Source organism: Streptococcus vicugnae (assembly GCF_016461705.1).
In the GTDB taxonomy this organism is placed as follows: domain Bacteria; phylum Bacillota; class Bacilli; order Lactobacillales; family Streptococcaceae; genus Streptococcus; species Streptococcus vicugnae.
This window is the reverse complement of record NZ_JAEMHW010000001.1, coordinates 292,840-318,364: the sequence shown is the minus strand read 5'-3', so window position 1 is coordinate 318,364 and position 25,525 is coordinate 292,840. Positions and strand designations below refer to the sequence as shown.

At 36.8% G+C, this 25,525-nt stretch carries 23 protein-coding genes; 11 read left to right on the top strand and 12 right to left on the bottom strand.

Annotated elements, in window-relative coordinates:
* Nucleotides 1-16: 16 nt before the first annotated feature.
* From JG537_RS01520 to JG537_RS01505, 4 genes are all read right to left on the bottom strand, one after another.
* Nucleotides 17-694, bottom strand: a complete 678-nt coding sequence (locus JG537_RS01520) for an NAD(P)H-dependent oxidoreductase (RefSeq protein ID WP_199542798.1) — start codon at nt 692-694, stop codon at nt 17-19.
* 96 nt (nt 695-790) lie between these two features.
* Entirely contained in the window at nt 791-1,219 is a 429-nt protein-coding gene (locus tag JG537_RS01515; RefSeq protein WP_199542796.1) for a MarR family transcriptional regulator, read from the bottom strand.
* Between the two features lie 194 nt (nt 1,220-1,413).
* On the bottom strand, nt 1,414-1,842 hold the full coding sequence (locus tag JG537_RS01510) for a MarR family winged helix-turn-helix transcriptional regulator (RefSeq protein ID WP_199542783.1): 429 nt from the start codon (nt 1,840-1,842) through the stop codon (nt 1,414-1,416).
* A gap of 185 nt (nt 1,843-2,027) precedes the next feature.
* On the bottom strand, nt 2,028-2,756 hold the full coding sequence (locus tag JG537_RS01505) for a DUF554 domain-containing protein (RefSeq protein ID WP_132869687.1): 729 nt from the start codon (nt 2,754-2,756) through the stop codon (nt 2,028-2,030).
* Nucleotides 2,757-2,924: 168 nt separating this feature from the next.
* On the opposite strand from JG537_RS01505, the gene JG537_RS01500 reads away from it, so the two are divergent.
* On the top strand, nt 2,925-3,812 hold the full coding sequence (locus tag JG537_RS01500; RefSeq protein WP_132869686.1) for a LysR family transcriptional regulator: 888 nt from the start codon (nt 2,925-2,927) through the stop codon (nt 3,810-3,812).
* Between the two features lie 166 nt (nt 3,813-3,978).
* Here JG537_RS01500 and JG537_RS01495 read toward each other — a convergent pair whose 3' ends face one another.
* Together JG537_RS01495 and JG537_RS01490 are read right to left on the bottom strand one after the other, a co-directional pair.
* Nucleotides 3,979-4,488: an NAD(+) diphosphatase gene (locus JG537_RS01495; RefSeq protein ID WP_132869685.1), complete on the bottom strand. Its 510-nt coding sequence runs from the start codon at nt 4,486-4,488 to the stop codon at nt 3,979-3,981.
* Nucleotides 4,489-4,593: 105 nt separating this feature from the next.
* The gene (locus tag JG537_RS01490; protein WP_199542768.1) at nt 4,594-5,679 is read right to left on the bottom strand and encodes a M24 family metallopeptidase; all 1,086 of its coding nucleotides are present in this window, start codon (nt 5,677-5,679) and stop codon (nt 4,594-4,596) included.
* 340 nt (nt 5,680-6,019) lie between these two features.
* Between JG537_RS01490 and ccpA the strand changes: the two genes are divergently transcribed.
* The 5 genes from ccpA to JG537_RS01465 all read left to right on the top strand — a co-directional run bounded on the left by ccpA (nt 6,020) and on the right by JG537_RS01465 (nt 13,796).
* On the top strand, nt 6,020-7,024 hold the full coding sequence (gene ccpA, locus JG537_RS01485) for a catabolite control protein A (protein WP_132869361.1): 1,005 nt from the start codon (nt 6,020-6,022) through the stop codon (nt 7,022-7,024).
* A gap of 92 nt (nt 7,025-7,116) precedes the next feature.
* Nucleotides 7,117-8,115 carry an LTA glycolipid anchor biosynthesis glycosyltransferase, IagA/BgsA family gene (locus tag JG537_RS01480; RefSeq protein ID WP_199542765.1) on the top strand — a complete coding sequence of 333 codons (999 nt, stop codon included), beginning with the start codon at nt 7,117-7,119 and terminating at the stop codon, nt 8,113-8,115.
* 1 nt (nt 8,116) lies between these two features.
* Entirely contained in the window at nt 8,117-9,451 is a 1,335-nt protein-coding gene (locus JG537_RS01475; protein WP_199542762.1) for a glycosyltransferase family 4 protein, read from the top strand.
* Nucleotides 9,452-9,802: 351 nt separating this feature from the next.
* Nucleotides 9,803-11,749 carry a threonine--tRNA ligase gene (gene thrS / locus JG537_RS01470; protein WP_199542759.1) on the top strand — a complete coding sequence of 649 codons (1,947 nt, stop codon included), beginning with the start codon at nt 9,803-9,805 and terminating at the stop codon, nt 11,747-11,749.
* Between the two features lie 154 nt (nt 11,750-11,903).
* Complete coding sequence (locus JG537_RS01465) at nt 11,904-13,796, top strand: right-handed parallel beta-helix repeat-containing protein (RefSeq protein WP_199542752.1); 1,893 nt, start codon at nt 11,904-11,906, stop codon at nt 13,794-13,796.
* 85 nt (nt 13,797-13,881) lie between these two features.
* Here JG537_RS01465 and JG537_RS01460 read toward each other — a convergent pair whose 3' ends face one another.
* Nucleotides 13,882-15,651 carry an oleate hydratase gene (locus JG537_RS01460; protein ID WP_199542749.1) on the bottom strand — a complete coding sequence of 590 codons (1,770 nt, stop codon included), beginning with the start codon at nt 15,649-15,651 and terminating at the stop codon, nt 13,882-13,884.
* A 114-nt stretch (nt 15,652-15,765) separates the two neighbouring features.
* Nucleotides 15,766-16,284 carry a TetR/AcrR family transcriptional regulator gene (locus JG537_RS01455; protein ID WP_074481411.1) on the bottom strand — a complete coding sequence of 173 codons (519 nt, stop codon included), beginning with the start codon at nt 16,282-16,284 and terminating at the stop codon, nt 15,766-15,768.
* An 81-nt stretch (nt 16,285-16,365) separates the two neighbouring features.
* On the opposite strand from JG537_RS01455, the gene JG537_RS01450 reads away from it, so the two are divergent.
* Entirely contained in the window at nt 16,366-17,241 is an 876-nt protein-coding gene (locus JG537_RS01450) for a DUF3114 domain-containing protein (protein WP_199542740.1), read from the top strand.
* Between the two features lie 9 nt (nt 17,242-17,250).
* Here JG537_RS01450 and JG537_RS01445 read toward each other — a convergent pair whose 3' ends face one another.
* Nucleotides 17,251-19,617 (bottom strand): HAD-IC family P-type ATPase, encoded by a 2,367-nt coding sequence (locus JG537_RS01445; protein WP_199542738.1) that lies wholly within the window; start codon nt 19,615-19,617, stop codon nt 17,251-17,253.
* A gap of 205 nt (nt 19,618-19,822) precedes the next feature.
* Here JG537_RS01445 and JG537_RS01440 point away from each other — a divergent pair, with 205 nt between their 5' ends.
* The 4 genes from JG537_RS01440 to JG537_RS01425 all read left to right on the top strand — a co-directional run bounded on the left by JG537_RS01440 (nt 19,823) and on the right by JG537_RS01425 (nt 23,292).
* Nucleotides 19,823-20,515, top strand: a complete 693-nt coding sequence (locus JG537_RS01440) for a response regulator transcription factor (protein WP_199542736.1) — start codon at nt 19,823-19,825, stop codon at nt 20,513-20,515.
* Entirely contained in the window at nt 20,487-21,968 is a 1,482-nt protein-coding gene (locus JG537_RS01435; protein ID WP_199543595.1) for a sensor histidine kinase, read from the top strand. Before JG537_RS01440 ends, JG537_RS01435 begins: the two co-directional genes overlap by 29 nt.
* Nucleotides 21,969-22,168: 200 nt before the next feature.
* Nucleotides 22,169-22,471 carry a hypothetical protein gene (locus JG537_RS01430; protein WP_132869003.1) on the top strand — a complete coding sequence of 101 codons (303 nt, stop codon included), beginning with the start codon at nt 22,169-22,171 and terminating at the stop codon, nt 22,469-22,471.
* Between the two features lie 212 nt (nt 22,472-22,683).
* Entirely contained in the window at nt 22,684-23,292 is a 609-nt protein-coding gene (locus tag JG537_RS01425; RefSeq protein WP_199542734.1) for a TVP38/TMEM64 family protein, read from the top strand.
* Between the two features lie 37 nt (nt 23,293-23,329).
* Here the strand turns inward: JG537_RS01425 and JG537_RS01420 are convergent, their stop codons facing one another.
* The 3 genes from JG537_RS01420 to JG537_RS01410 are packed head-to-tail and all read right to left on the bottom strand — an operon-like array spanning nt 23,330 to nt 25,525.
* Complete coding sequence (locus JG537_RS01420; RefSeq protein ID WP_006532766.1) at nt 23,330-23,977, bottom strand: amino acid ABC transporter permease; 648 nt, start codon at nt 23,975-23,977, stop codon at nt 23,330-23,332.
* A 12-nt stretch (nt 23,978-23,989) separates the two neighbouring features.
* The gene (locus JG537_RS01415) at nt 23,990-24,697 is read right to left on the bottom strand and encodes an amino acid ABC transporter permease (RefSeq protein ID WP_074564153.1); all 708 of its coding nucleotides are present in this window, start codon (nt 24,695-24,697) and stop codon (nt 23,990-23,992) included.
* 15 nt (nt 24,698-24,712) lie between these two features.
* Nucleotides 24,713-25,525 (bottom strand): transporter substrate-binding domain-containing protein, encoded by an 813-nt coding sequence (locus JG537_RS01410; protein WP_199542731.1) that lies wholly within the window; start codon nt 25,523-25,525, stop codon nt 24,713-24,715.

Below are 25,525 nucleotides of genomic sequence, written 5' to 3'. Positions count from 1 at the left end.
CAAGGTTTTTGTTATTTTAGTCAAGCCAAGTAATGACTTCTTTTCTAGGTTTACGTGAGCGAGGGTGCTTTGGATCTTTAAGACGATAACCAAATGATACCATGCTAGCAATACCTTCTTTTTCTGGATTAATAACACCAGCTTTAGTAAGAATGGCATTAACTTTTTCATAGTTAAAACCTTCGATTGGACAAGAGTCAATACCAATCATACTTGCTGATGTCATCATATTACCAAGGGCAATATAAGTTTGCTTAGCTGTCCAATCAAAGAGAGCGCGTGGGTTGTCAGCTAAAACCATATCGTTTTTCTGGAATGATTCATAAGTGGCTAAGCGACTATTAAGAGCATCACCATCACCAAGACCACGGCGAACCAGACTATCTTTAACAGATTCAGAGTCGTAACGAGCATTCTGTTCAGCAAGAAGAAGAACGAAATGACTAGCTGTATCAAGTTGACTTTGTGCTCCCCAGGCAACGGCCTTTAGCTCATCACGGAGCTTAGCAATTTGTTTACGATCAAGAACAACAAAGCGCCAAGCTTCAAGACCGATTGAAGAAGGGCTTAACCAGGCAGTGTCAAGGATATATTCCATATCATCACGTGAGATTTCTTGGTCATTATAGACACGGACGGAAACTCGATGATCAAAGGCATCGAGGACTTGTTTTTTGATAGCTTCTTTACTCATGCTAGCCTCCTAGTTTTCTTTCTATCATAGCATTTTCATTTATATTTCGCTAGTTTTTAAAAGAAAAAGAATTAAGTAAAGAAAGAGAGGATTTCTTTACTTAATTCTTTTTGTTAAACAATTGATTTGATCAATAATGGTAGCAAGATCATAAGTTTGAGTCGTTTTCATGAGTTCTTGTCGCGTGTCATGAAAAACTTCCCAGATGATAGGGGCAAGTTCTCTTCCTCTATCGGTGATGTAAACACGTTTTGTGCGACCATCACGAGCAATAGTGACAAACTCTCTACTAGCTAGTTTATCAATGATTTTTGTTAGAGAAGGCGGGGCAATACAAAGAATGTTAGCAAGTTCTTTATAACATTTACCATTTTCTTGATTAAGAATAAAAAGGACTAAAGCATAGGAATGTGACATTCCAATTTTTCTAAAAGCTTCTTCTGTGTATTTATCAAGAGCTCGATCAAGTCTCTTGATAGAAAAAAATAGGCACCCCTCCAACGTTTCTTGAATGTTATCGGGCACAATAATCTCCTTAGTAATAAATCTACAAAGAATATCTTAGCACACTTGGATTAAGATGACAAATCCACTTGATAGTATATTCCAAGCCTTTAAAAAAGGCCATGGTGAGTGACCACGACCATATAAACCTATAAGGATAAATTGAGCCAAATGACTCAATCACATACCCAAGATTAGTATCTCTAAAACTTTTATTATTTCAATTGCTCAGTGATTTGGTTTAGTTCAGAAACGAGAGTGTCAGAAAAGCCGTTTTTGACTAAACGATTAAATTCTTTTTGAGTGTCAATATGAGCTTGATGAATATCAGGAATTAATTTTCTACCTTTTTCAGTGATATAAACACGCTTTGTTCGACCTTCACTGATAACTTGAATAAAGCCTTTATTACCAAGTTTTTCAACAATTCTTGTTAAGGTAGGTGCTGTAATACAAAGCATTTTAGCCAAATCTTTTTGAAGCTTACCATTATCATGGTCTAAAATCAGAAGAAGGGTAGAATAAGATGGACTTAAGCCAAGTTTTTGGAAACCCTCTTCCGTGATTTTATCAAGAGCTCGATCTAGTTTTTTAATAGCGAAAAAGAGACAAGAGTCTAAAGATTCTTGAGCAGTTTTGGGCATAGAGTTCTCCTCAAAGTTTTATTTATAGCAAGTATGATAACAAACTTAAAAAAAGATTGCAAATTATTTGCTTAGTGAACTAATAAAAGAATCTTTGATATAAAAAGCGTTTTTACAAGATAAACAAAAGTCAGTTGTCTAAAATATCAACTGACTTTTTCTAATTTTTCTAAAAATATTAGATTTTATAATAATGGCATGATAACTTTGACCCAAAACCAAGATAAAGGCATGACAATGACCATAGCTGGAATCATATCTCCGGTTGGGAACATTTTGACTTTAATCATACGAAAACCAGTTGCCACCATTAAGAAACCACCGCAGGCTTTAAAATCAGCAATCATATCAGGTGTAGTTAAAGGGACAATGATACCTGCTAGCAAGAAAAGTGCGGTAAAAATAATAAATTGTGGAATGGCAATCAAAGAAACTACAAAGCCAAGATTACAAGCAAAGATAGCAGCAGTAAAGAAATCAAGAATAGATTTTGAGATTAAGATGGTTGAATCGCCAGTCATTCCTGAATCAAGGCTCCCATAAATCCCCGTACCACTAGCACAAAAAAGTACGATAACGGTTAGTAGGGTTGCTAGAAATTCATCATTTGAGAGTTTACTGTGCTTTTGAGGTAAGATTTTTGAGACGGCTTTTTGCATCAATGAGCCACCTTTATTAATCCATTCTCCTAGACTAATAGCTAGCCCGATAGCTGTTCCAACAACGATAGCAAAGATGACAGCAGGCATGTATTTCATAAGACCAATAGATGAGATTCCCATTCCCATTGAACAAACCCCAAAAATAAGGTTTAATTGATTTTTAAAATCCTCTGATAAGATATGACCAAAAATTCCACCTAGAATGCCGCCAAAAATGATGGCAAAAGAATTGATAATAACACCAGTTGGCATAAAATTCCTCCTTTTATGATTAAAAATAAGACAAAAAAATAAGCTCACTTCTATAAAGTGACTTAAATGAAAACCTAAGTTCATTAACTAGTGTAACATGATTTAGCTAAAAATCAATTTGCTTTTGGCGATAAGATATTCTAAAATGGAATAAATAGGAGCAAAGCAATGAATCTTCAAAAATTACAAGTATTTTTAACCTTATGTGAAACCCTGAGTTACACTGAAACAGCAGAGCATCTTTATATTAGCCAAGGAAATGTTTCAAAGCAAATTAAGGCACTTGAAAAGGAACTTGGAGTACTGCTTTTTGACCGAAATCGTCGCCATATCAGAATCACTAAAGAAGGAGAAGTGGTTGAAAAATATGCCAAAAAGATTTTGGAAAATTACCAGCAAATGATTGCTGAAGTGGGGCAATTACAAGAAAAAGAAGACCGTAGATTATTGTTGCATGGTATTCCAAGCATGCCTTTTTATGCCATTATTTCAGAAATGGCTAATTTTAAAAAGCACCATCCAACCTTTGAGGTAAACGTCGAAGAAGAAGAGGCGGATGTCTTGCTCGATAATTTATTAAAGCACAAGTGCGATATCATTTTTGCAAGACAGTTCAATGAAACACTTCCAGAGAATGTTGAAAAAATAACCATTGATCAAGATTGTTGGGTAGTGGTTTTGCCAAGCAGTCATCAACTGGCTGATAAGGAAAGCATAAGCATAGAAGAGCTAAAATCAGAAACATTCCTACAACTTAGTGAACAGACACAGCTGCTACAACCTTTTTTAGAGTTATGTCATTTGAATCATTTTGAACCACAGATTACCTATAAGGGAAATCGTATTAATATGATTATTGATTTGATTGAAAATGATTTGGGAATCTCTTTAATGATGGAAAAGATGGTTCGACCTTTTGAAAGAAAAAACATTATTTGGCGGCCACTTGATATTAAGAAAGATTCGATGATGGTCTTGATGAAATTAAAGGAAAATCAATCAGAAGCTGTTCGGCAATTTTGGCAAGAAATGCAAGACAAGTATGAGAAAAAGTGAGTGAGACAGAAATCGGTAATTTCAAAGAAATTCGATTTCGTCGTCTCACCCTCACAAGGTTGAGCAGGATTGTAAAAGCTGGTTTATCAGCGTATTAGACTCCACTCAGCTACTGCGTCTTGTAAAAAATAACATATTAACATATAAACAAAGAAGCTGGGTATTTTTATCCCAGTCTCTTTTGCTCTTTATCTAAGAATTCTAGTAAAAAACTTTCTGCTAGTGAACCATTTTTAATGGCTTTTTTGGCTTCTGAAATGCTAAACCAATCCCAATCGTCAATTTCATGGTTGGGTGTGACTTCCCCAGTTACTGTCACAGCAAAATTAATCATAAGAGAATTGCTACGTTCGTAGTATTGACTAGCATTAAATGTTAACGATTTGACTTGCAATCCCAACTCCTCGTCTATTTCTCGAGCTAGAGTTGTTTCAGCGTTTTCCCCTTGTGATACATAACCAGCCAATAAGATGTGTTCTGTCATTTGATACTGCTTAATCAGGAGAATTTTATCGTGAGTTTCGTTGAATAAAATGGCACTAATTGCAGTGTTAAAGACTGGAAAACGAAAACTATCACATTGGGAACAGTAAGGAATATCCCCCTCATGTTCTAGGAATTTCTTTTCTAAAGGATGTCCACATTCAGGACAATATGTCATTGTTTTATAAAACATAAGAACCTCTTTTGGGATTTCTTAGGCTCATTTTAACAGCAATTGCTTTTTCCTGCAATAAAAAAATTCCCAGAAAGACTGGGAATTTTTGTGTGATTAATTGTTTTATCCTTCGAAGTAAAGCAATTCTTTTGGTGTGTGTGTGAAGACTTCAAAGCCAGATTTTGTGACGTGACCACAATCTTCGATACGAACACCAACTTTGCCAGGAATGTAGATACCAGGTTCAACTGAGAAACACATACCTTCTTGGATTTCCATATCATTACCTTCCATGATTGAAGGGAATTCGTGACATGTCATACCAATACCGTGTCCAAGACGGTGGTTGAAGTATTCACCGTAACCTGCTTTTTCAATGACTTTACGAGCAGCAGCATCCACTTCACTAGCAAGAACACCAGGTTTGATGAACTCTAGAGCTGCCATGTGAGCTTCTAAACATAAGTTGTAAATGTCTTTTTTGAATTGGTCAGGTTTACCAACGGCAACAGTACGAGTCATATCACTAGCGTAACCATGCATATCTGTTCCAAGGTCAAACAAAAGCAAAGCATTGTTTTCGATTTTGTTTGTGCCTGGGATACCGTGTGGGTTAGCGGCATTATTACCAGTCAAGACCATAGTGTCGAAACTCATTTTTTCAACACCTTGTTTTTTCATTTCAAATTCAATCATGGCAATAATGTCAGTTTCAGTGTTGTTAAGTGAGATGTTATCGAAACCAACTTTAACAGCTTTATCAGCGAACTGACCAGCAACCATCATTTTATCGATTTCGTCTTGCGATTTGATGAGGCGCATTTTTTGAACAAATGGTGTTAAGTCTACAAAGCGTCCAGAAAAAACAGTTTGCAAGCCTTGGAATTTTGTGACGTTAAGGTTGTCGAATTCGGCAAAGACTTTGGCACTTTCAGTTGATGGAAGACCATTTTTAATTTTTTCCCAAGGGTTTTCAGAGTCAACGTAACCAAAAACAGGGAAGTTTACGATTTGGCTAGCGCGTGCAACTTCAAGTGCTGGGACAAAAAGGAATGGTTCACGATCGCTATATACAAAAAGGAACATTTGACGTTCGTGTGGTTCGCAGTAGAAGCCTGTTAGATAGTTAACAGTAACTGGATCAGAGAAAACAGCAATATTTGCTTTTTCTTGAGTAAGGTATGAACGGATTTGATCTAATTTTGACATGAGAAACCTTCTTTCTAATTATCCCCATTTTTTCAAAAAAAGACGAAAAAATCAAGAGCTTGATACAAAAAAATTAAAGATACTTAATTTTCATAGAAATAGGCTAAAAGTCTCTGAAAACCCCCTTTTTTTGTTGGACTTATGACAGAAAAATAGCACAAATTGATAGGAAAGCTATCGATTTTATCATTTTTATTTAAAGTTAGGAAAAAAATATGAATTAAACGTTTTCAAAATATGAAAAGTTTTCAAAAATTCTAAGTTTGCACTTGAAAGTGTTTCCAAAAGGTGCTAAAATATTTGTGAAAGCGAAATTTTCAAATAGAAAGGAAGTCCAATAATGAACACTGATGATACGATTACAATTTATGATGTTGCACGAGAAGCAGGCGTCTCAATGGCAACAGTTAGTCGTGTTGTAAATGGCAATAAAAATGTAAAGGAAAACACTCGTAAAAAAGTCCTTGAAGTTATTGACCGTTTAGACTATCGTCCAAATGCAGTTGCTCGTGGTTTGGCAAGTAAAAAAACTACGACAGTTGGTGTTGTTATTCCAAATATCGCTAATAGCTATTTTTCAATCTTAGCGAAAGGTATCGACGATATTGCAGCAATGTACAAATACAATATCGTTCTTGCGTCAAGTGATGAAGATGACGATAAAGAAGTTAATGTTGTTAACACTTTATTTGCAAAACAAGTGGATGGTATTATCTTCATGGGACACCATTTAACTGAAAAAATTCGTGCAGAGTTCTCTCGCTCACGCACACCAGTGGTTCTAGCAGGAACAGTTGATTTAGAACACCAACTTCCAAGTGTTAATATTGATTACAAAGCTGCCGTGGCTGATGTTGTTGATATTTTGGCTAAAAATAACAAAGATATTGCCTTTGTTTCAGGACCACTTATTGATGACATTAACGGAAAAGTTCGTCTTGCAGGTTACAAAGAAGGACTTGGAAAGAACAATCTTTCATTCAAAGAAGGACTTGTTTTTGAAGCCAACTACAACTACAAAGATGGTTACGAATTGGCTCAACGTGTCATGAATTCTGGTGCTACAGCTGCTTATGTAGCTGAAGATGAATTGGCTGCAGGTCTTTTGAACGGTTTGTTTGCAGCAGGAAAAAAAGTTCCTGAAGACTTTGAAATCATTACAAGTAATGATTCACCAATTACATCATACACACGACCAAATCTTAGCTCAATCAGTCAACCAGTTTATGACCTTGGAGCTGTCAGCATGCGTATGTTGACAAAAATCATGAACAAAGAAGAGCTTGAAGAAAAAGAAATCATTCTTAATCATGGTCTTAAATTGCGTGGAACAACACGTCAATAATCCAAAACAGGATAGTATCAGAAAATCAGCCTTGGGGCTGATTTTTTTTAGTCTTAGTGAAAAAAATTACAAAATAAGCTATAATAGAAATTATGAAAGTTTTACTGTATTTGGAAGCCGAAAATTATTTAAGAAAATCAGGAATTGGCCGCGCCATCAAGCACCAAGAGCGTGCTCTTAGCATGGTTGGCCAAGATTATACAACAAATCCAAACGATGACTATGATTTGGTTCATATCAATACTTATGGTTTTAAGAGTTGGAAATTATTGAAAAAATCCAAAAAAGCGGGTAAAAAAGTGTTGATGCATGGTCATTCTACCGAGGAAGATTTTCGCGACTCTTTTATCGGCTCTAATTTAGTATCACCAATTTTTAGATGGTATCTTTGTCATTTTTATAATAATGCGGATGCTATTATTACACCGACTGAATACTCAAAATCATTGATTAGTGGCTATGGGGTTGAAAAACCGATTTATGCCGTTTCAAATGGAATTGATTTGTCACGATATGTTCCAAAACCGGAAAAAGAAGAAGCCTTTAGACGTCATTTTGGAATTAAATCGGATGAAAAAGTTGTGATTTGTGCAGGGCTTTATTTCATGCGAAAAGGTATTGATGACTTTGTTAAAGTAGCAGAGCAAATGCCTGATGTGCGTTTTATTTGGTTCGGTGAGACTAATAAATGGGTTATTCCTCATAAAGTACGAAGCATTGTGACACGTAAGCATCCCGACAATGTGATTTTTGCTGGTTACATTAAAGGGGATGTTTTTGAAGGTGCTATGAGTGGGGCAGATGCATTCTTCTTCCCGAGTCGTGAGGAAACAGAAGGAATTGTCGTTCTTGAAGCACTTGCTAGTCACCAACATGTGGTTTTGCGAGATATTCCTGTTTATCACGGCTGGGTTGACAGTAGCTGTGCGGAGTTAGCACAAGATGTTCCTGGTTTTGTTAAAGCCCTTCGCAAGGTTTTATCAGGAAATAGCGAAAAACAAGAGGCAGGTTATCATATTGCTCAAAGTCGTAGCATTGATAAAGTTGCTCATGAATTAATTGATGTTTATCACAAAGTAATGGAGTTGTAAAATGAGAATTGGTCTTTTTACGGACACATATTTTCCTCAAGTTTCTGGGGTAGCAACGAGTATTTGTACCCTCAAGGAAGAGTTGGAAAAAGAAGGACACGAGGTCTATATTTTTACAACCACAGATAAAGCGGTGAAACGCTATGAAGATCCAACGATTATCCGACTTCCTAGTGTGCCTTTTATTTCATTTACAGATCGCCGCATTGTTTATCGTGGATTGATTTCGTCTTATAAAATTGCCAAACAATATAAACTAGATATTATTCATACCCAAACGGAATTTAGTGTTGGAATGCTTGGAAAAATGATTGCTGCAGCTCTTCGTATCCCAGTAGTCCACACTTATCACACACAATATGAAGACTATGTAGGGTATATTGCTAAAGGAAAAATCATCAAACCAGGTATGGTCAAATACGTCATGCGTGGCTATATGAATGATTTGGATGGTGTTATTTGCCCGTCTCGTATTGTTCTAAATCTTCTTGATGGATATGATATTAAAATTCCAAAACGCGTAATCCCAACAGGTATTCGTGTGGAAGAATACGAACGTAAGGATATCACCAAGGAAGATGCCAATAATCTTCGTACGCAACTTGGCATTGCAGAAGATGAAACAATGCTGCTTAGCTTGTCACGTATTTCTTACGAAAAAAATATTCAAGCAATTGTTCAACAATTTCCAGATGTTTTAGCTCAAAATGACCGTGTAAAACTAGTGATTGTTGGTGACGGACCATTTTTGTCAGACTTGAAAGAAATGGTTCAAGAACTTGATATTGAAGACAATGTGATTTTTACTGGTATGGTGCCACATGATGAAACAGCTATTTATTACAAAGCAGCTGATTTCTTCATCTCAGCTTCAACCAGTGAAACACAAGGTTTGACTTATACGGAAAGTCTTGCTAGTGGAACGCCAGTTATTGCGCACGGAAATCCTTACTTGGATGATATCATTGATCAAAAGATGTTTGGAACTCTCTTTTACCAGGAAGAAGATTTGGCAAATGCTATCTTAGATGCCATTAAAAATACACCAGCTTTGGATGATAAAGCTTATCAAGCTAAAATGTATGCCATCTCTGCTGAACATTTTGGTAAATCAGTTTATGCGTTTTATTTGGATGTTTTGATTTCTGCTAAGAACAAGAAAAAAGAAAAATTTTCATTGACAGTTCGTGGCCAAAAAGAGAAAACTTCTGTTAAATTAGCGCATTCTGCCATTAAATTACCAGCAGAAGCAGCTAAAGCAACGGTTAAGACATCTGCGAAAGTTTTTAAGGCTCCAAAACGCTTGATTAATTCGATTCGAGATTTCCTTGATTAAATTCTTGAAAAATAAAAAATTCGTGTTATAATAACTATCGAAGACAAGTTGAACAGGGTTCAATCTTTAGAGCGAGTGCCGGTTGGTGAGAAGGGCGCAAGATTGGCTGATTCAATACTACTTCCTTTGCTTTTTATGCAAACATAAAACGGTAGCTACGATATAGCTGATTTGAGGTTTACGACTCTTTTTTGTCGTAGATAAATGAAGGTGGAACCACGTTACGACGTCCTTTTGGGATGTCGTTTTTCTTTTATCTCGGGAAAAAATTCTTGTAAACTCATCACATTCCTTTTACCTGGTTCCCAAAAAGGAATGTTCAACAATGTTAATCTTTTAAAGGAGAATAGTATGGTTAAAATTACTTTTCCAGATGGCGCTGTGCGCGAATTTGAATCTGGAGTAACAACTTTTGAAATTGCTCAAAGTATTAGTAATTCACTAGCTAAAAAAGCTTTGGCTGGTAAATTTAACGGAGAATTGATTGATACCACTCGTGCAATCACTGAAGATGGTAGCATTGAAGTCGTAACACCTGATCACGAAGATGCTCTAGATATCTTACGTCACTCAGCAGCTCACCTATTTGCTCAAGCCGCAAAACGTCTTTTCCCAGATCTTTGCCTTGGTGTAGGTCCTGCTATCGAGAATGGTTTCTACTACGATACTGATAACACATCAGGTCAAATCACTGATGAAGACCTTCCTCGTATCGAAGAAGAAATGAAAAAAATCGTTAAGGAAAACCTTCCATGCGTTCGTAAAGAAATTTCTATCGATGAAGCGCGTGAATTGTTCAAAAATGATCCTTACAAACTTGAATTGATCGAAGAACATGGTGAAGATGAAGGCGGACTTACTGTTTATACTCAAGGTGAATTTACTGACCTTTGCCGTGGCCCACACGTACCTTCAACTGGTCGTATCCAAGTCTTCCACCTATTGAACGTAGCTGGTGCTTACTGGCGCGGAAATAGCGATAACGCTATGATGCAACGTGTTTACGGTACTGCTTGGTTCGATAAAAAAGACCTTAAAGCTTACCTTAAACAACGTCAAGAAGCTAAAGAACGTGATCACCGTAAACTTGGTAAAGAACTTGATTTGTTTATGATTTCTCAAGAAGTTGGTCAAGGTCTTCCATTCTGGTTGCCAGATGGTGCTACAATCCGTCGTACTTTGGAACGTTACATCGTTGATAAAGAAGTTGAATCAGGATACCTTCACGTTTACACTCCACCATTGGCTTCAGTTGATCTTTACAAAACTTCAGGTCACTGGGATCACTACCGTGAAGACATGTTCCCAACAATGGACATGGGTGATGGTGAAGAATTCGTTCTTCGTCCAATGAACTGTCCACACCACATTCAAGTTTACAAACACCACGTGCACTCATACCGTGAATTGCCAATCCGTATCGCTGAAATCGGTATGATGCACCGTTACGAAAAATCTGGTGCTTTGTCAGGTCTTCAACGTGTTCGTGAAATGTCACTTAATGATGGTCACTTGTTCGTAACTCCTGAACAAATCCAAGAAGAATTCCAAAAAGCTCTTCAATTGATTATCGATGTTTACGAAGATTTCAACTTGACTGACTACCGTTTCCGTCTATCATTGCGTGACCCTAAAGATACTCACAAATACTATGATGACGATGAAATGTGGGAAAATGCACAATCAATGTTGAAAGCTGCCTTGGATGAAATGGGTGTTGAATACTTTGAAGCAGAAGGTGAAGCAGCCTTCTACGGTCCTAAACTTGATATCCAAGTGAAAACAGCTCTTGGTAATGAAGAAACATTGTCAACAATCCAACTTGACTTCCTTCTTCCAGAACGTTTTGGTTTGACATACATTGGTGCTGATGGTGAAGAACACCGTCCAGTTATGATTCACCGTGGTGTTATCTCAACAATGGAACGCTTTACAGCTATCTTGATTGAAAACTACAAAGGTGCATTCCCAACATGGCTTGCTCCTCACCAAGTAACTGTAATTCCAGTTTCTAACGAAGCTCACGTTGACTACGCTTGGGAAGTAGCTAAAGTTCTTCGTGATAAAGGTGTTCGTGTTGACGTTGATGAACGTAACGAAAAAATGCAACTTAAGATTCGTCAAAGCCAAACTAAGAAAATTCCTTACCAATTGATCGTTGGTGATAAAGAAATGGCTGATAAGACTGTTAACGTTCGTCGCTACGGTAGCAAACAAACTCACACTGAATCAATTGATGAGTTTGTTGAAAATATCCTAGCTGATATCGCTCGTAAATCACGTCCAGATGCTGAATAATTCTTTTGCTTCTAATAAATTCGGTAAAGAAGTCCCGTTTAGGGGCTTCTTTTGTATCTAAAAATAAAAGCGTTTCCATATTTGCAAAAAAAGGGGAAGTCAAGGATAAGGTGATAAAATATAGAAAGCGTTCGCAAAAAGGGGGAGTTAAAGAATGCGAAACTTAAAACAACACCCGTTAATTCTGGTGTTTAGTTTATTGCTGGCTTTATCAGCTATATTGTCCAATTTAGGACCTGTAATTGTTAAAGCCGATTCTGTCTTATCGTGGAATTTTAGTGACCAAAAATTTAAAGATTTGGGCCAAATGACTTCTGAAAAAACAATTGCTGGTTTGACTATCTTAGCAGCTAACGAGTCTTCTATGGCTGTTAAATCAGAAACGGCAAATCTTTCAGGGACAGATTATTCATCAGCTTTGCAATTAAATGCTGAGGGTAATCAGGAAAATGGTTCACTTAAATTCTCAGTATCTGATAAGGATGTTATCACAGTCATTTTGAAAAGTGACTCAGAGACTGAAGTGAGTCATCTTGTTTTAGCTAATGCTCAAGGTCAAGAACTAACCACTATGACTGCGGGCACAGCAGTAAGCGAGGAAAGCTATGTTTACTCTGGTGAAGCTTGTGAGCTCTATTTATATGCTAAAGGTAATAGCCTTGATTTATTTAGTATCCAGGTTGAATCTGCAAGCAATGATGAAGTTACTGAGAGTCAAGAAACTGAGAAAATCAGTAGTTCAAGTGATACTACTGAAGTTGATCTGTCAAATACAGAAAGCTCTGATGAAAGCTTAATCTCCTCTTCATTAGCAGCTTCTAACGCAGTGACAGTATCAACTTATAATGACCTTCGCTCTGCTATTTCAAAGGCGGAAAAAGCTGGTGGAGGTAAGATTTATGTGAAAGGGACAAAAATTGCTTGTGATGGTCAAATTGCCCTTTCAAAAACAAATGCTAATGTCCAAATAATTGGTGTGCAAAATGCGGATGGGTCTTATCCGGAGCTTGATTTTTCAGACTTTATGGCTAAATATGTAGGAAAAGCATCGTCAGATGCTGCTGTAGGTGTTCGTATTTCGGGTTCTAATTACACAGTTCAAAATGTGATTATCGAACACGCACCTGACAACGGCATTCAAATTAAAGGTAAAACTGCAGGCAATAACAGGATTTCTAACTGTATTGTTAGATACAATAATGATGCAGGCTTGCAGGTGACTGCAGGGGCTTATCAAAACACAATTGAGGCAGTTTATAGCTATCGTAATTGTGATGTTTATACTCGTGGTGGTAATGCTGATGGTTTTGCTCCAAAATTAGGTGCAGGTAGTGGTAATACTTTTACTTACTGTTATGCTTGGGATAATTCTGATGATGGATGGGATTCTTTTGATAAAGCAGGGGATGTTACACCTGATATTACTTACACAAATTGTGCCGTTTGGAACAATGGTAATCCCGATGTCTTTACTGGGAAATATGATTTTGATCATAAAAATGCTCTGGATGAAAATCTTCATTTAGTGCAATTAATTAAAGCTCAAGATGCCTCATTTACTTCCAATTTTGCTAATGGTAAATTTGCTTTACCTTCGGGTAATTTCATAAAAACAGATGCTGGTACGATTAGTCTTTCAGCATGGACAGGAAATTCTTTTGATGGTAATCCGAATGGCTTCAAGCTTGGTTCGGTAAATTCAAAATCAAGTGTCACACGTAAGTTATCATATTGTCTTGCTTTTGATGAGGCTAAAAAAGGATTTGATAACAATAATAGTTCTGTCACAGGTTATTTTGATCACTGTGTGGCATTTGATAATGGTTATAACTATTACATTCAACCATTGTCAATCAAAGGTTGGACAGCTGTTCAAGGATTTTCTGGTAAGAGTGGTGATAAATTACCTGCTGGTCGTTCAGTAAGTACACCATCATCATCTAGTCAATCATCTATCTGCAATGCTGTTAACAATACTAGAAATAACATTATTTCTAATTGTAAAGCTAATAAAATTCCTGGAAAAGTCACTTTCAATATTTATTAAGCTAGGAAAAGTAAATGTGAAAATCTAAAAAAATAGCTCCTCAATCGAGGGGCTATTTTAGTGATAAAAACTTTGCTATAAAACTTTACAATAAATGATATTCTTTGAGGAGTTCTTCGATGTATGTTCCGTGAATTTTCTTGAGGCTTTCTTTGAGAACAGCTTTTTCAGTCCAAGGAATATCAATTTCTGCTAATGATTTTTGGTCATTTAGATAGTAGAGGGCATTGAGTAACATGCGAACATCAAAGGCTGAAGCAAAGACTTCAGGTACCCCACGGTCAACGTCAAGTAAGGTATAAACGGCTTCCATAGCAGTTCTTACAGAATATTCGGTTGTAAAGACGGTATCTCTTGGAGTTTCAGCGTAATTACCAATAAAGGCAAGGTTTTTACTGTGTTCTGGAACAACTAGTGGACGGTCATTTAAACCACGTGGCATGAAATAAGTGGTGATGTAAGGCATATGACATGGAATAGTCGAAGCAGATTCAGCTATATCTTTGATATCAGCTTCAGGGACACCTATATGGTAGAGCCATTCTTGGCAGAGTTCTTTACCACTACATTGGTCAGGACGTTTGTCAACAAAATTACCCTTGCGGTCTGTGTAAAGAGGGTAAAGCCAAACAACTAGTTCATTGTCTTTTTGAGTTTTAAAGTGTGGTTGACGGCTGATAGAATAGCCTAAGAGCCAATTAGAATCTTTAATGCTTGTTGGACCACTGGTTACAATGGAACCACTATAAGGGTCCTTGTGGTTGACAGCTTCGATGTATGGAGCAATGCGTTTATCTTTAAAAGTGATAGTAGCTGAAATGGTCCAGTTAGCATCTGGGATATTTTGGCAGAAGACCTCAGGATGACCAAAACTATCATCTTGCGCAGCCAATTTTTTCCAAAGTTCCCAGCTAGCTCCTAGATCGTGTTCAACAGGAGCAGGGTGTTCGTTGTCACCGTATGTAGTACTTTCAGTGATTGAACCATTAGTGACAAAGACAAGGTCATCTGGTGTTAAGAAGAGTTCTTTTGCTTGAGCATCTTTGGTTAATTCGATTTTTGTAGCAACTTTATCTTGTCCTTTACGATTGACTAGAATGTTAGTTACTGTGGTGTTATAGCTAAAGTCAACACCATGTTCTGTCAAGTAATGAACAATCGGTAAAATTAATGATTCGTATTGATTGTATTTTGTGAAACGAAGAGAAGAAAGATTTTTTAGGCAACCAACGTGTTGAATGAAGCGGATGAGGTAACGGCGCATTTCCATGGCACTTGACCATGGTTCAAAGGCAAACATAGTACACCAATAAAGCCAAAAATTAGATTTAAAAAATTCATCTGTAAAGACTTGGTCGATTTGTACATTTGCCAGTTTACTTTCTGGCGTTAAGATTAATGAGATAATTTCCTTGATGGCTTTTTCTGATAGCGTTAGTTGACCATCATCTGGAATAGCTTTCCCTCTGTCGTGGATAACACGTGTTTTAGCATAACAAGGGTCTTCTTTATTTAACCAATAAAATTCATCTAAGATGGAGTTTTCAGGATTTTCAAGTGAAGGAATCGAACGGAATAAATCCCAAAGAACTTCAAAATGAGGTTCCATTTCACGTCCACCACGGATAATATAACCTAAACGGTCATTTTTAATCCCGTCCATACTACCACCAGGTAGTTTCAATTCTTCTAAGATATGAATGTGATCACCAGGCATTTGTGCATCGCGAACAAGAAAAACAGCTGTTGAAAGAGCTGCTAAACCACTACCGACAATATAAGCTGATTTTTGATCGACATTTTCAGGTTTTTTAGGACGAGCAAAAGCTTCGTAATTTCCATTAGAATAATACATAGGTGTCAACTCCTTTTCTATGATTATTTTCATTAAAGCGCTTTTATGATGAAAATGAAATAGACAGGGTGAACACCCTGTCTAAAATTTTGACATATTTGCCAAATTGTCTAGTTAAAGTTTTTCAAGCAAGTGGTAAATTCGATGTGCTAGTTGCTTGGGATTTTCTTGTAAGCCTGAATCAATCCAATCTAAAATAAAACCAACTAAGCCATATTTATAAAAGTGTACTCGAAACTCGACCTCTTCTTGGGTTAAGTCAAGTCCTTTTTCTTCTAAGACTGGTTTGATTAATTCATAAGCACGATCATACAAAAAATGCTCTAAATAATTACGATTAACTGAGTAGTAGGTATTGCAGACAAAAGCTTTATTGTCTTGAATATAATGAAAAATAGCTAGCATCCCTTTTTCCCATGAATCATCAGTTCGATTGTCTCCAATCATTTGTTCACCATCAGAAATGTAGATTTGTTCCAAAAGGTCATATAAGTCATTAAAGTGATAGTAAAAGGTTTGACGGTTGACCTTTAAGCGTTGGACGAGTTCAGTGACAGTGACCTTATCAAAAGATTTTTCAGTCATAATCTCTTTTAAAGCTTGAGCAAAAGCTTGTTCTGTTAACGTCTTCATAAATTCCCCTCTATCTATAGTAATTTTATCATAAGCCACCTTAAAAGAGGTGTTAGCACTGTAATGTGCTATAATTGACCTATGAAAATCGGAGATAAAGACTTTTTCCTATTTTGGAATCAGAGCAAAGCTGTAACTACTAGTAATCAAGCAAAACAAGTATTAAGAGAACTGATGACAATAGCTGATATGCCTTTAGAATTATCAGGAGAAGTTGCTCAGACGCGTCAGTTGATAAATCATTTTTCAGATGACCTAGCTCCTGATCATTCTTTTTGGAGTGAATTAGCAGAGGTGGTACAATTAGCCTTTCCAAGAGAAGATATGGCAGAGGATACCTTATTAGCTCACCAGGTTCATCAATTTCGCTATGTTATTTCTGCCTATCAAGCTCAGTGGGTTCGAGTACATTTCCCTGAGAAAACGGATTGGTTGTCTTTGTTGGCCTATTTAAAAGGTAAAAGAGAGCGTCGTTTTTGGCGAAGACAATTTGATTTTGATTTGACGGAATCAGCTCGTCTTCATAATAAAGCCCCTAAACGAGCGATCTTAGGGTTTGAATTGCCAGTTAATTTTAAAATCTTGATGGCTTTTCACACGGAATTTATCCTTGATAGCAAGGGACGATTTGCTAATGAAATTGACCCTCAAGGTCAGACCCACAATGGTATTATTAATGGTGCTAGTTTTAATTATGCTAATCACAATGATAAAAGGCATTATGAGCTTGACGTAGCAGCTATAAAACGTCATGATCCTCTTTTTCGTAAACACATTTTAGCTAATCAAGGAAATGCTTTTCGTGCTCCACTCTGGATTAAACGTCGTCGTCACGTAGACTGGGAGCGCAGCTATTTTAATAAAAAAGGCCACTACGCTAATCAAGGACGTAGCAGCTATAAAATGGTGAAGGGTTTGATTCAAAGATTTCGAAAAGAGTTACGCAAACATTCGTAAGATGCCGCTTTAATCAGCGAGCATCTTTTTAATAGTTGATCGCCACTTAGAAAGAATGCTTGGGACTTTTTCAAGTAAGAAGGTTAAACTTCTCATCACAGTCACCTCTGCAAGAGCAAAAATAAGGCAAAGCACCATGCTTTCGTTGCTGAATTCATTTAGCATGAATAATGAGCGTAGCGATGGATTGAGGTAGCAAATGATGAAGCCTAAAAAGCAAGCGATAAAAATAGAAAATTTATACTTGTTAAGTGGTTTTGAAACATTTTTTAAAATCAAGAATCCAACAACAGCCAGAAGATAAGTGCTCGCAATCCCAATATCTCCTTGAGGAATATCGAACAATTGACCAAAGACAACCAGACAAGCAATCGCTGAAAATGAAGTCAGCGAAGCAGGCAAAGAAGTCAAAATAGTTTCTTTTAAAAAGTTTTGATTCTTTTTGGCAGTATTTGTTTCCAACGACAATAGGAAAGCTGGAATTCCAATATTAAACATTGAAATGAGAGAGACTTGGGTAGGAGCAAGGGGATAAGTAAAAATCGTAATGATTGAAAAGATAGCTAGCAACATTGAAAAGATATTCTTGTATAAGAATAAGGTTGCTGAACGAGTGATGTTGTTAATAATTTGGCGACCTTGAGAGACAGTATCTTTCATTTTTGAAAAATCTGAATCAAGCAAGACCACTTGGGCTGCTTGATGAGCTGCTTCGCTACCACTTCCCATTGCAATAGAGCAATCAGCTTCTTTCATCGCTAAAATATCATTGACACCGTCTCCAGTCATTGCGACTTTGTATTTGTTCTTTTTGAAGGCAAGCACCAAATCTTTCTTTTGTTCGGGAGTCACTCGTCCAAAAATAGTATGACATAACGCAGCTTTTTCAATGTCTTCCTTAGTTTTTAAAGTACTGGCATCGATGTAGTTTTCTGAATCTAAAATTCCTGCTTGGTTGGCAATTTTTGAAACGGTTATAGGATTATCACCAGAGATGACTTTAATGGCAACGTCGTTTTCATTGAAGAATGAAAAAATTTCTTTAGCGTTTGCTCGGATATCATTTCTGATAGCTACAAATAAAAGTGGTACGGCATTGTCTTTGGTCATTTCAACTAAAGCTAAGATGCGTTTACCGTCTGAGGCATATTGAGTGAGTTTGGATTGATTTATTTCTAGCTTTTCTTGGCTCAGTAAGATATCTGGAGCTCCCAAACGATAAGTGGCATTTTCTGTTTTGATTTGAGAATATTTGACTTTGGATGAGAATGGGGTTGTTTCAGTATTTTTAAAAGTTTCTTTTGAGGTGAAATATTCTCGTAAAGCCAACATTGTAATATTAGAATCAGGGATAGTATTGATGTATTTAGAAAGAATTTCTTGGTTAGCGGTTAAGTCTGTTTGAGTGACATGTTCAGGTAAGATAAGGTCCGTTACGGTTATTTTATTGGCTGTGATGGTTCCTGTCTTATCCACGCATAAGATATCAACACGAGCTAGAGATTCAATACTTTTCATATCGTGTAACAAAACTTTTTTTCTAGCTAATTTCATTGCACTGATAGCAAGAGCAACAGTTACTAATAAATAAAGTCCTTCAGGAATCATACCAATTAGAGCGCCGACTGTTGACACGATACTGTCACTAAATGTTTTGTGATTTAAAAATAGCGATTGGCTAAATAAGGTGATACCAATGGGGATAATGATAATTCCAGCAAATTTGATGATGCCTTCGATAGCACGAATCATATCTGTTTTTTTGTGTTTGACTTCTTTAGCTTTTTGCGTTAGCTTGGCGGCATATGAATCGTTTCCGACTGCGGTTAGTTTTGCGAGGCATTTTCCTGAGATGATAGAGCTACCTGATTTTAAATCACTACCGATTACTTTTTCAATTTCATCTTCTTCACCTGTTAGAAGAGATTCGTTGACAGAGACTTTCCCGTCGACTAAAGTGGCATCGGCAGGAATTTGTCTTCCTTCATCTAGTAAAATGATGTCATCAAGCACCAATTCATCAATAGGGACAGATTGGTATTTACCATCTCTGATAACTTGGTAGGATGATTTTGAAATGACATTCAGCTGGTCTAATACTTTTTTAGAGCGCAGTTGTTGAGCGATTCCGATGATAATGTTAATGATGATAACAGGTAAAAAAGTTAAACTTTTAAAAGAACCAGCGATAATCAATAATAAGCTGATAATGGCAAAGATTAAATTGAAGTAGGTAAAAATATTTTGGCGAATGATAGAGCCTGTTGTTGCTGCATTTTCGTCGACCATTTTATTATTTTGACCATTTTTTAGACGTTCTTCAACCTCTTTGCTTGATAAGCCAGAAATCTTATTTGCTATCATTTTTTCATCCATTTTTGCTATCTCCTGAAATCTAATACTTAAAAAATCTAATAATTCTTACTAGGTCAGGGTAATTCTACTTTACTTTTTTAGGGAAATCAAGGAAAAACGGGGTCTCAAATTGTAAGATTTTTGTGGCAAGTTTAGCTAGCTTTGGAGCTTTTGAGAGGAATTATGGTATGATGAAGGTAAGAAAATAAGCAAGTTGAGGTGTTCTATGGCAAAGGTTTATGTAGCAGATGATGAGAAGAATATTCGTGATTTGATTGCTTCATTTTTGCGTGATCAAGGCTTAGAAGTTGAAGTCTTTGAAACAGGTGACCAGTTGCTTTTGCGTTTTATGGAAGAAGCAGCAGATGTGGTTATTCTTGATGTTATGATGCCAGGAACAAGTGGTATTGATATTGCGGCTATGTTGCGCAAACGCTCTGAGGTGCCGATTATTCTTTTAACCGCGCGTGATAGTGATGATGATTTTGTGAAGGGCTTTTCAGCTGGGGTTGATGATTACTTTACTAAACCATTCTCACCTTTAAAATTGAGCCTGCGCGTTAAAGCAATTTTAGCTCGCCAACCAGCAACAAAAGATGGGGTTAATGAAGAAGCAGAACAATTAACCTATGAAGGTTTGATTCTTTCGGACAAAGACCGCTCTGCTAGTTATCAAGGAAAAAACATCAAGCTAACCAATACAGAATTTGAGCTCTTGAAAGTGTTGATGTCGCATAGTGAGGAAGCCATTTCACGTGATGACCTTTTGCACCAAGTATGGGGCTATGAGAGTGATGTCGAAACACGTGTGACAGATGACACCATTAAACGCTTGCGTAAAAAATTGAGAGGGGTTGAGAGTCATGTCCTTATTGAAACGGTTTGGGGCTATGGGTTCAAACTCATCAAAAAAGATTAAACAGTCAGGTCAGCTTTTGAAGAGGAAAAAGTGGCAGTCACGTTTTCGGACAACCTTGTTTTTACAGCCACTAACAATTTTAATTACTTCTTTTGCAATTATTTTATTAGTATTTAATGGTTTACTAAAGCTGTTTTTAGCTGAAGAGGCGTTCTCCGCTGTTCAAAATCAATATGATATCCTTGATGCTCTTTATGTTGGAGAGGATTTGCCAAAGATTTCTGATGGTAATATTTTTGAGACAACTTATGCCATTGTGGATGATAAATTTGACATCAAATATATTTCAGCATCGACCTATGATTTATCTGAAAAGCAAATTTCTGAGAAGGTGATTGATTATTTTTCAGATAATAAAGATATTGACTGGTTTAATGATGAATTCGATAATAGTACACAGCATTTTAGAAAAGTAAAAGTCTATGATTCAACTTACATGGTTAAGATGCAAGAATATCCAGGTACTTTTTCCGAAAGCTATATTAAACAAGATAGTGATGATAGCCAAGCACAGAATTACTATGTTTTTGTTTTTGCTAATGTTACTCCGATTGCTGATTTTGAAACCTATATCAACTACCTTTTGCTTTCTCTTATGGTGATTGTTGGTTTGATTGCTATCATAACCATTTTCTTGACATCACGTAAATTAGATAAGCATTTTGGGGCGTTGAAGTCTTATATTTTACGAGTTGGTAATCGTGAAAGCAATTTGCAGCCAGAAAATTTTGCTTATCGAGAGTTTAATGAAGTTGGGCAGACGGTTGATAAAATGAATGATATGATTGATGCGAACCAACGTAGTCAGCAACTCTTTTTTCAAAATTCTTCTCACGAATTGCGTACACCGCTCATGTCTATTCAAGGCTATGCAGAAGCTATCAAGGAAGGAGTGGCTGCTGATAATCGGGAAGCTGCCAGTGTCATTTTGGATGAAAGTCGAAAAATGGCAGAGCTGGTAGATGATATTTTAACCTTGTCAAAAATGGAATCTGCTCAGCAGCCTTTGAAATTGGAAAAGTTCAATATGGTTGATTTGCTCTATGATGTTAGCTGGCATTTGAAAGCTAAGGCAGATGCACGTGGATTAGTTTTTAAACACCAATTTGCCTCAGATTGCTTGGACATTGAAGCAGATGAAAAATTAATTGAGCGTGCCGTAACCAACATCCTATCAAATGCAGTTCGTTATGCTAAAACAACGATGTGGGTTTCAAGTAAACGATTAAGTGATCAAGCTCTTGAAATTAGTTTGTCAAACGATGGGGAGTCAATTTCTGATAAGGATCAAGCGCATATCTTCGAACGTTTTTATAAAGGTGAAGGTGGACATTTTGGAATTGGTCTTGCTATCACAAAGGAAATCATTGACCGTCACCATGGCAGCATTCAAGTGACGTCTACTGAGAAGAAAACAACCTTTAGCATTATTCTTCCATTACGTCAGAACTAAAAATTCTTGTCAGATTTTTTCTGGCAAGCATTTTTTCTTTCAAGTTTCTTACGATTCTGTAAGAGGAAAAAATTGAAAATACGATAAACTAAATTTAGGGGAAATTTGCCACACTTTTGCCACAGCTTTTCGAGACTTTCTCCATGCTTTCTCAAGTAATCTTCGTTATAATATGATTACAATATTGAAGCGGGGAAAAGATGAAGAGATTTAAGAAGTATCGATTAGCTCTTATCTTGCTTGGTTTATCAGCTTTGCTATGTTTAGGAGCATATGCCTATAATCAAGTTGGTTATCATCTGACTATTAATGATGTCAGTCAGATTGCTTACCGAAATGCTGGGGTTACAAGTAAGAACGTTCAGTTACAAAAATTTTCAAAAAAGCGTCTTGGTTTAGTGGCTACCTATGAGGTTAAGTTGGAGACAAAGACAAGAAAGTATAGCTATGTCATCAATGCTTCTTCAGGTTCTATCATCGAACGACACTACAAGAAAAAATAAGCCTTGGCTTGGTATTGGTAAAGAATGAAATGAAAGAGGAATTCAATCTTATTGCTGAATTGAATGTAATATCAGAATGAAAAAGAAGATTATGTATATATTGCTATTAATCGTTTTGCCACTTGCTTTGATTAGTTACCTTTTAGAAGTATTTGGGTTAAAACTCATCAGTTGGCGACGATAAGACTACGACAATTAAGGGAGGGGATGCGATGACAGAAACAGGATCACAGAGAAAATACATTCAGATTTTAACTGGAATTGGATTTATTATCTCCATTGCTTTGTTTATTTTCTTCAAACAGCACCCAGCTTACTTCCAAGTTGGCGGGCTTTTCCAAAGTTATTTAGGACATCTTGGCCTCTTTGCACCGCTGATTTTTATGGCTTTGCAAGTGGTTCAGGTGATTTATCCAATTGTTCCTGGTGGGATGACCAGTGTGATTGGTTATATTGCTTTTGGTCCGATTTGGGGATTCGTTTATAACTTCACCGGTATCTTTATTGGTTCTCTTATCGCCTTTGCTTTAGCGAGACGTTACGGAGAAACATTTGTGAAGGCTTTTGTTTCCCAAGAGACTTACGATAAGTATATTGGTTATTTGGATAAGAATAACGGGAAATCTTATGCGATGATTCTTGGAGCTGCTTTTGCTCTACCTGGTTTCCCAGATGACTTTCTTTGCATGGTTTCTGGGCTATCGAAAATGTCGTTTAAGAAATTCGTTACGATTTTCCTGATTACAAAACCTGTCACACTCTATCTCTATACGATTATTGGTTACAAAGGACTTAGCTATTTGCTTACTTTATTCCAATAAAAAAGCTCCAGCTTTAAAGCTGGAGCTTTTTGTTGTTTTATTCGGCTGCTTTTTCCCATTTTTTAGCTAAGCGACGAGAAATCGTTGAAATGCTAAAGTTAATCACAAAGTAAATGGCAGCAATAAGAGCATAAAGGGTAAAGACTTGACTGGCTTCGAAATAGCGTCCCATCAAGATTTGACTTTTACCAAATAATTCTTGGATGGCAATAACAGAATAAAGAAGTGAAGTATCTTTAATAACTGTAACAAATTGTGAAATGATAGCTGGCAACATTTTACGAAAAGCTTGTGGGAAGACAATGTAGATAAAAATCTGGAAGTTTGTCATTCCTTGAGCTAGACCAGCTTCTGTTTGTCCATGGTCAACACCATTTAAACCACCACGAATGATTTCTGCAAGAGCAGCAGAGGTAAAGACAGTGAAGGCTGTGATACCAGCAGGTGTTGACTTCATTTGGAAAACAAGAAAAATAATGAATATCCAAAGCAAGTTTGGTACATTGCGGACAAATTCAATATAGATACTTGAAATCAAATGAAGTACAGGATTTTTTCCATTTCGCATGACGGCAAGCACTGTTCCGATAAGCGTTGAGAGTACAATGGAAATAAATGAAATATAAATGGTTAGCCACAATCCTTGGAGGATGAAGCTAAGGTTGGTCGGTGTTAATACTGACATTTAATTCTCCTCCTAAAGTGAATATGATTTTTTGTTTTCTTCTTCTTTGTGGCGCGCCCAAGTTGCTAGTGGGAAGCACATGATGAAGTAAAGGAGTGCTGCACCAGCAAATGCAGGAACATAGTTGGTTGTTTCGTAAGCCCAAGCTTTGGCTGTGAACATGATATCTGCTCCTGAAATGATAGCAACAGTAGAAGTATTTTTAATCAAGTTAACCACTTGGTTAGTTAGTGGTGGCAAGATAGTACGCACAGCTTGTGGCAGGATAATCAAACTCATGGTCTGACTATAAGTGAATCCTTGTGATAGTGCGGCTTCTGTTTGTCCTTTTGGAACTGCTTCGATACCTGAGCGAATGACTTCGGCGATGTATGCCCCGTGATAAAGTCCAACACAAAGGACTGCTGTAAAGAATGTTGAAATCATGATAAGACCATTAGTCATAATGGCAAGACCATAATAGACGAAAACAAATTGCACCAAAAGTGGTGTGTTTTGAAAGACTTCTACATAAACACGAGCAATAGCTTTCAAGACTTTGCTTTTTGATGATGACATAGCTCCGAAAATAACTCCGAGTACAAAGGCTAAAAGCAAAGCGCAGAAAGACATCCCTAAAGTGTATAGGAAGCCCTTAACAAATTCACCAAAGTTGGCAAAGAAATCTGCCCAACGTGAGAGGGCAAATGGACTCGCTGCTGCGGTTGTTAATAAAAACATGTCAATTCTCCTCTCTTAATTATTCTCTGCTTTTGCAGGTTTTAAATCATATTTATCATAAAGCTTTTGCAGGCTACCGTCAGCTTTCCACTTGGTTAGCAAGTCATTGACATAATCAATGGTTGCTTGGTTAGATTTTTTAGCTGCGATACCGTATTCTTGAGTATTGAAACCTTCATCTATAATGGCAGTTTTTTTGCTGACATAACCAGTCAAGATTGACTTATCAACTGAGAAAGCATCGATACGTTTCGCGTGAAGTGAAATAGCGAGTTCTGGGAAAGAACCAAGTTGAACAAATTTGAATTTTAAGTTATGTGCTTTTCCGTATTCTTCAATTGTCAGTTTAGTTGTTGAACCTTGAGCTACTCCGATAGTTTTACCATAGAGGTCAGAGATTGTTTTTAAACCTTTACCTGTATTAACTAAAAAGCCAATCTCGTCATAATAGTAAGGATTTGAAATAGCATAGGAAGCTTTACGCTCATCAGTAATTGTATAAGTGGCAATCAAAAGATCGATTTGTCCATTATCAAGAAGGGCTTCACGAGTTTGAGTTGTAACAGCTGTGTAAGCAACTTTAACACCAAGTGTCTTAGCGATTTTTTTCGCTAAATCAATTTCCATTCCTTCATATTTGCCGCTCTCAGCTGAATAATAGCCGAAGTTTGGGACGTCTTGTTTGACACCGACTTTAAGAACGCCAGCATCTTGGATTTTTTTAATCTGCTCAGATGTTGTATCAGCAAAAGTTTTTGAAGCAGTGAAAAAGCTCATAAAGAGCAATGAGAGACTAGCTAGAACGGCTAAACAAATTTTTTTCTTCAT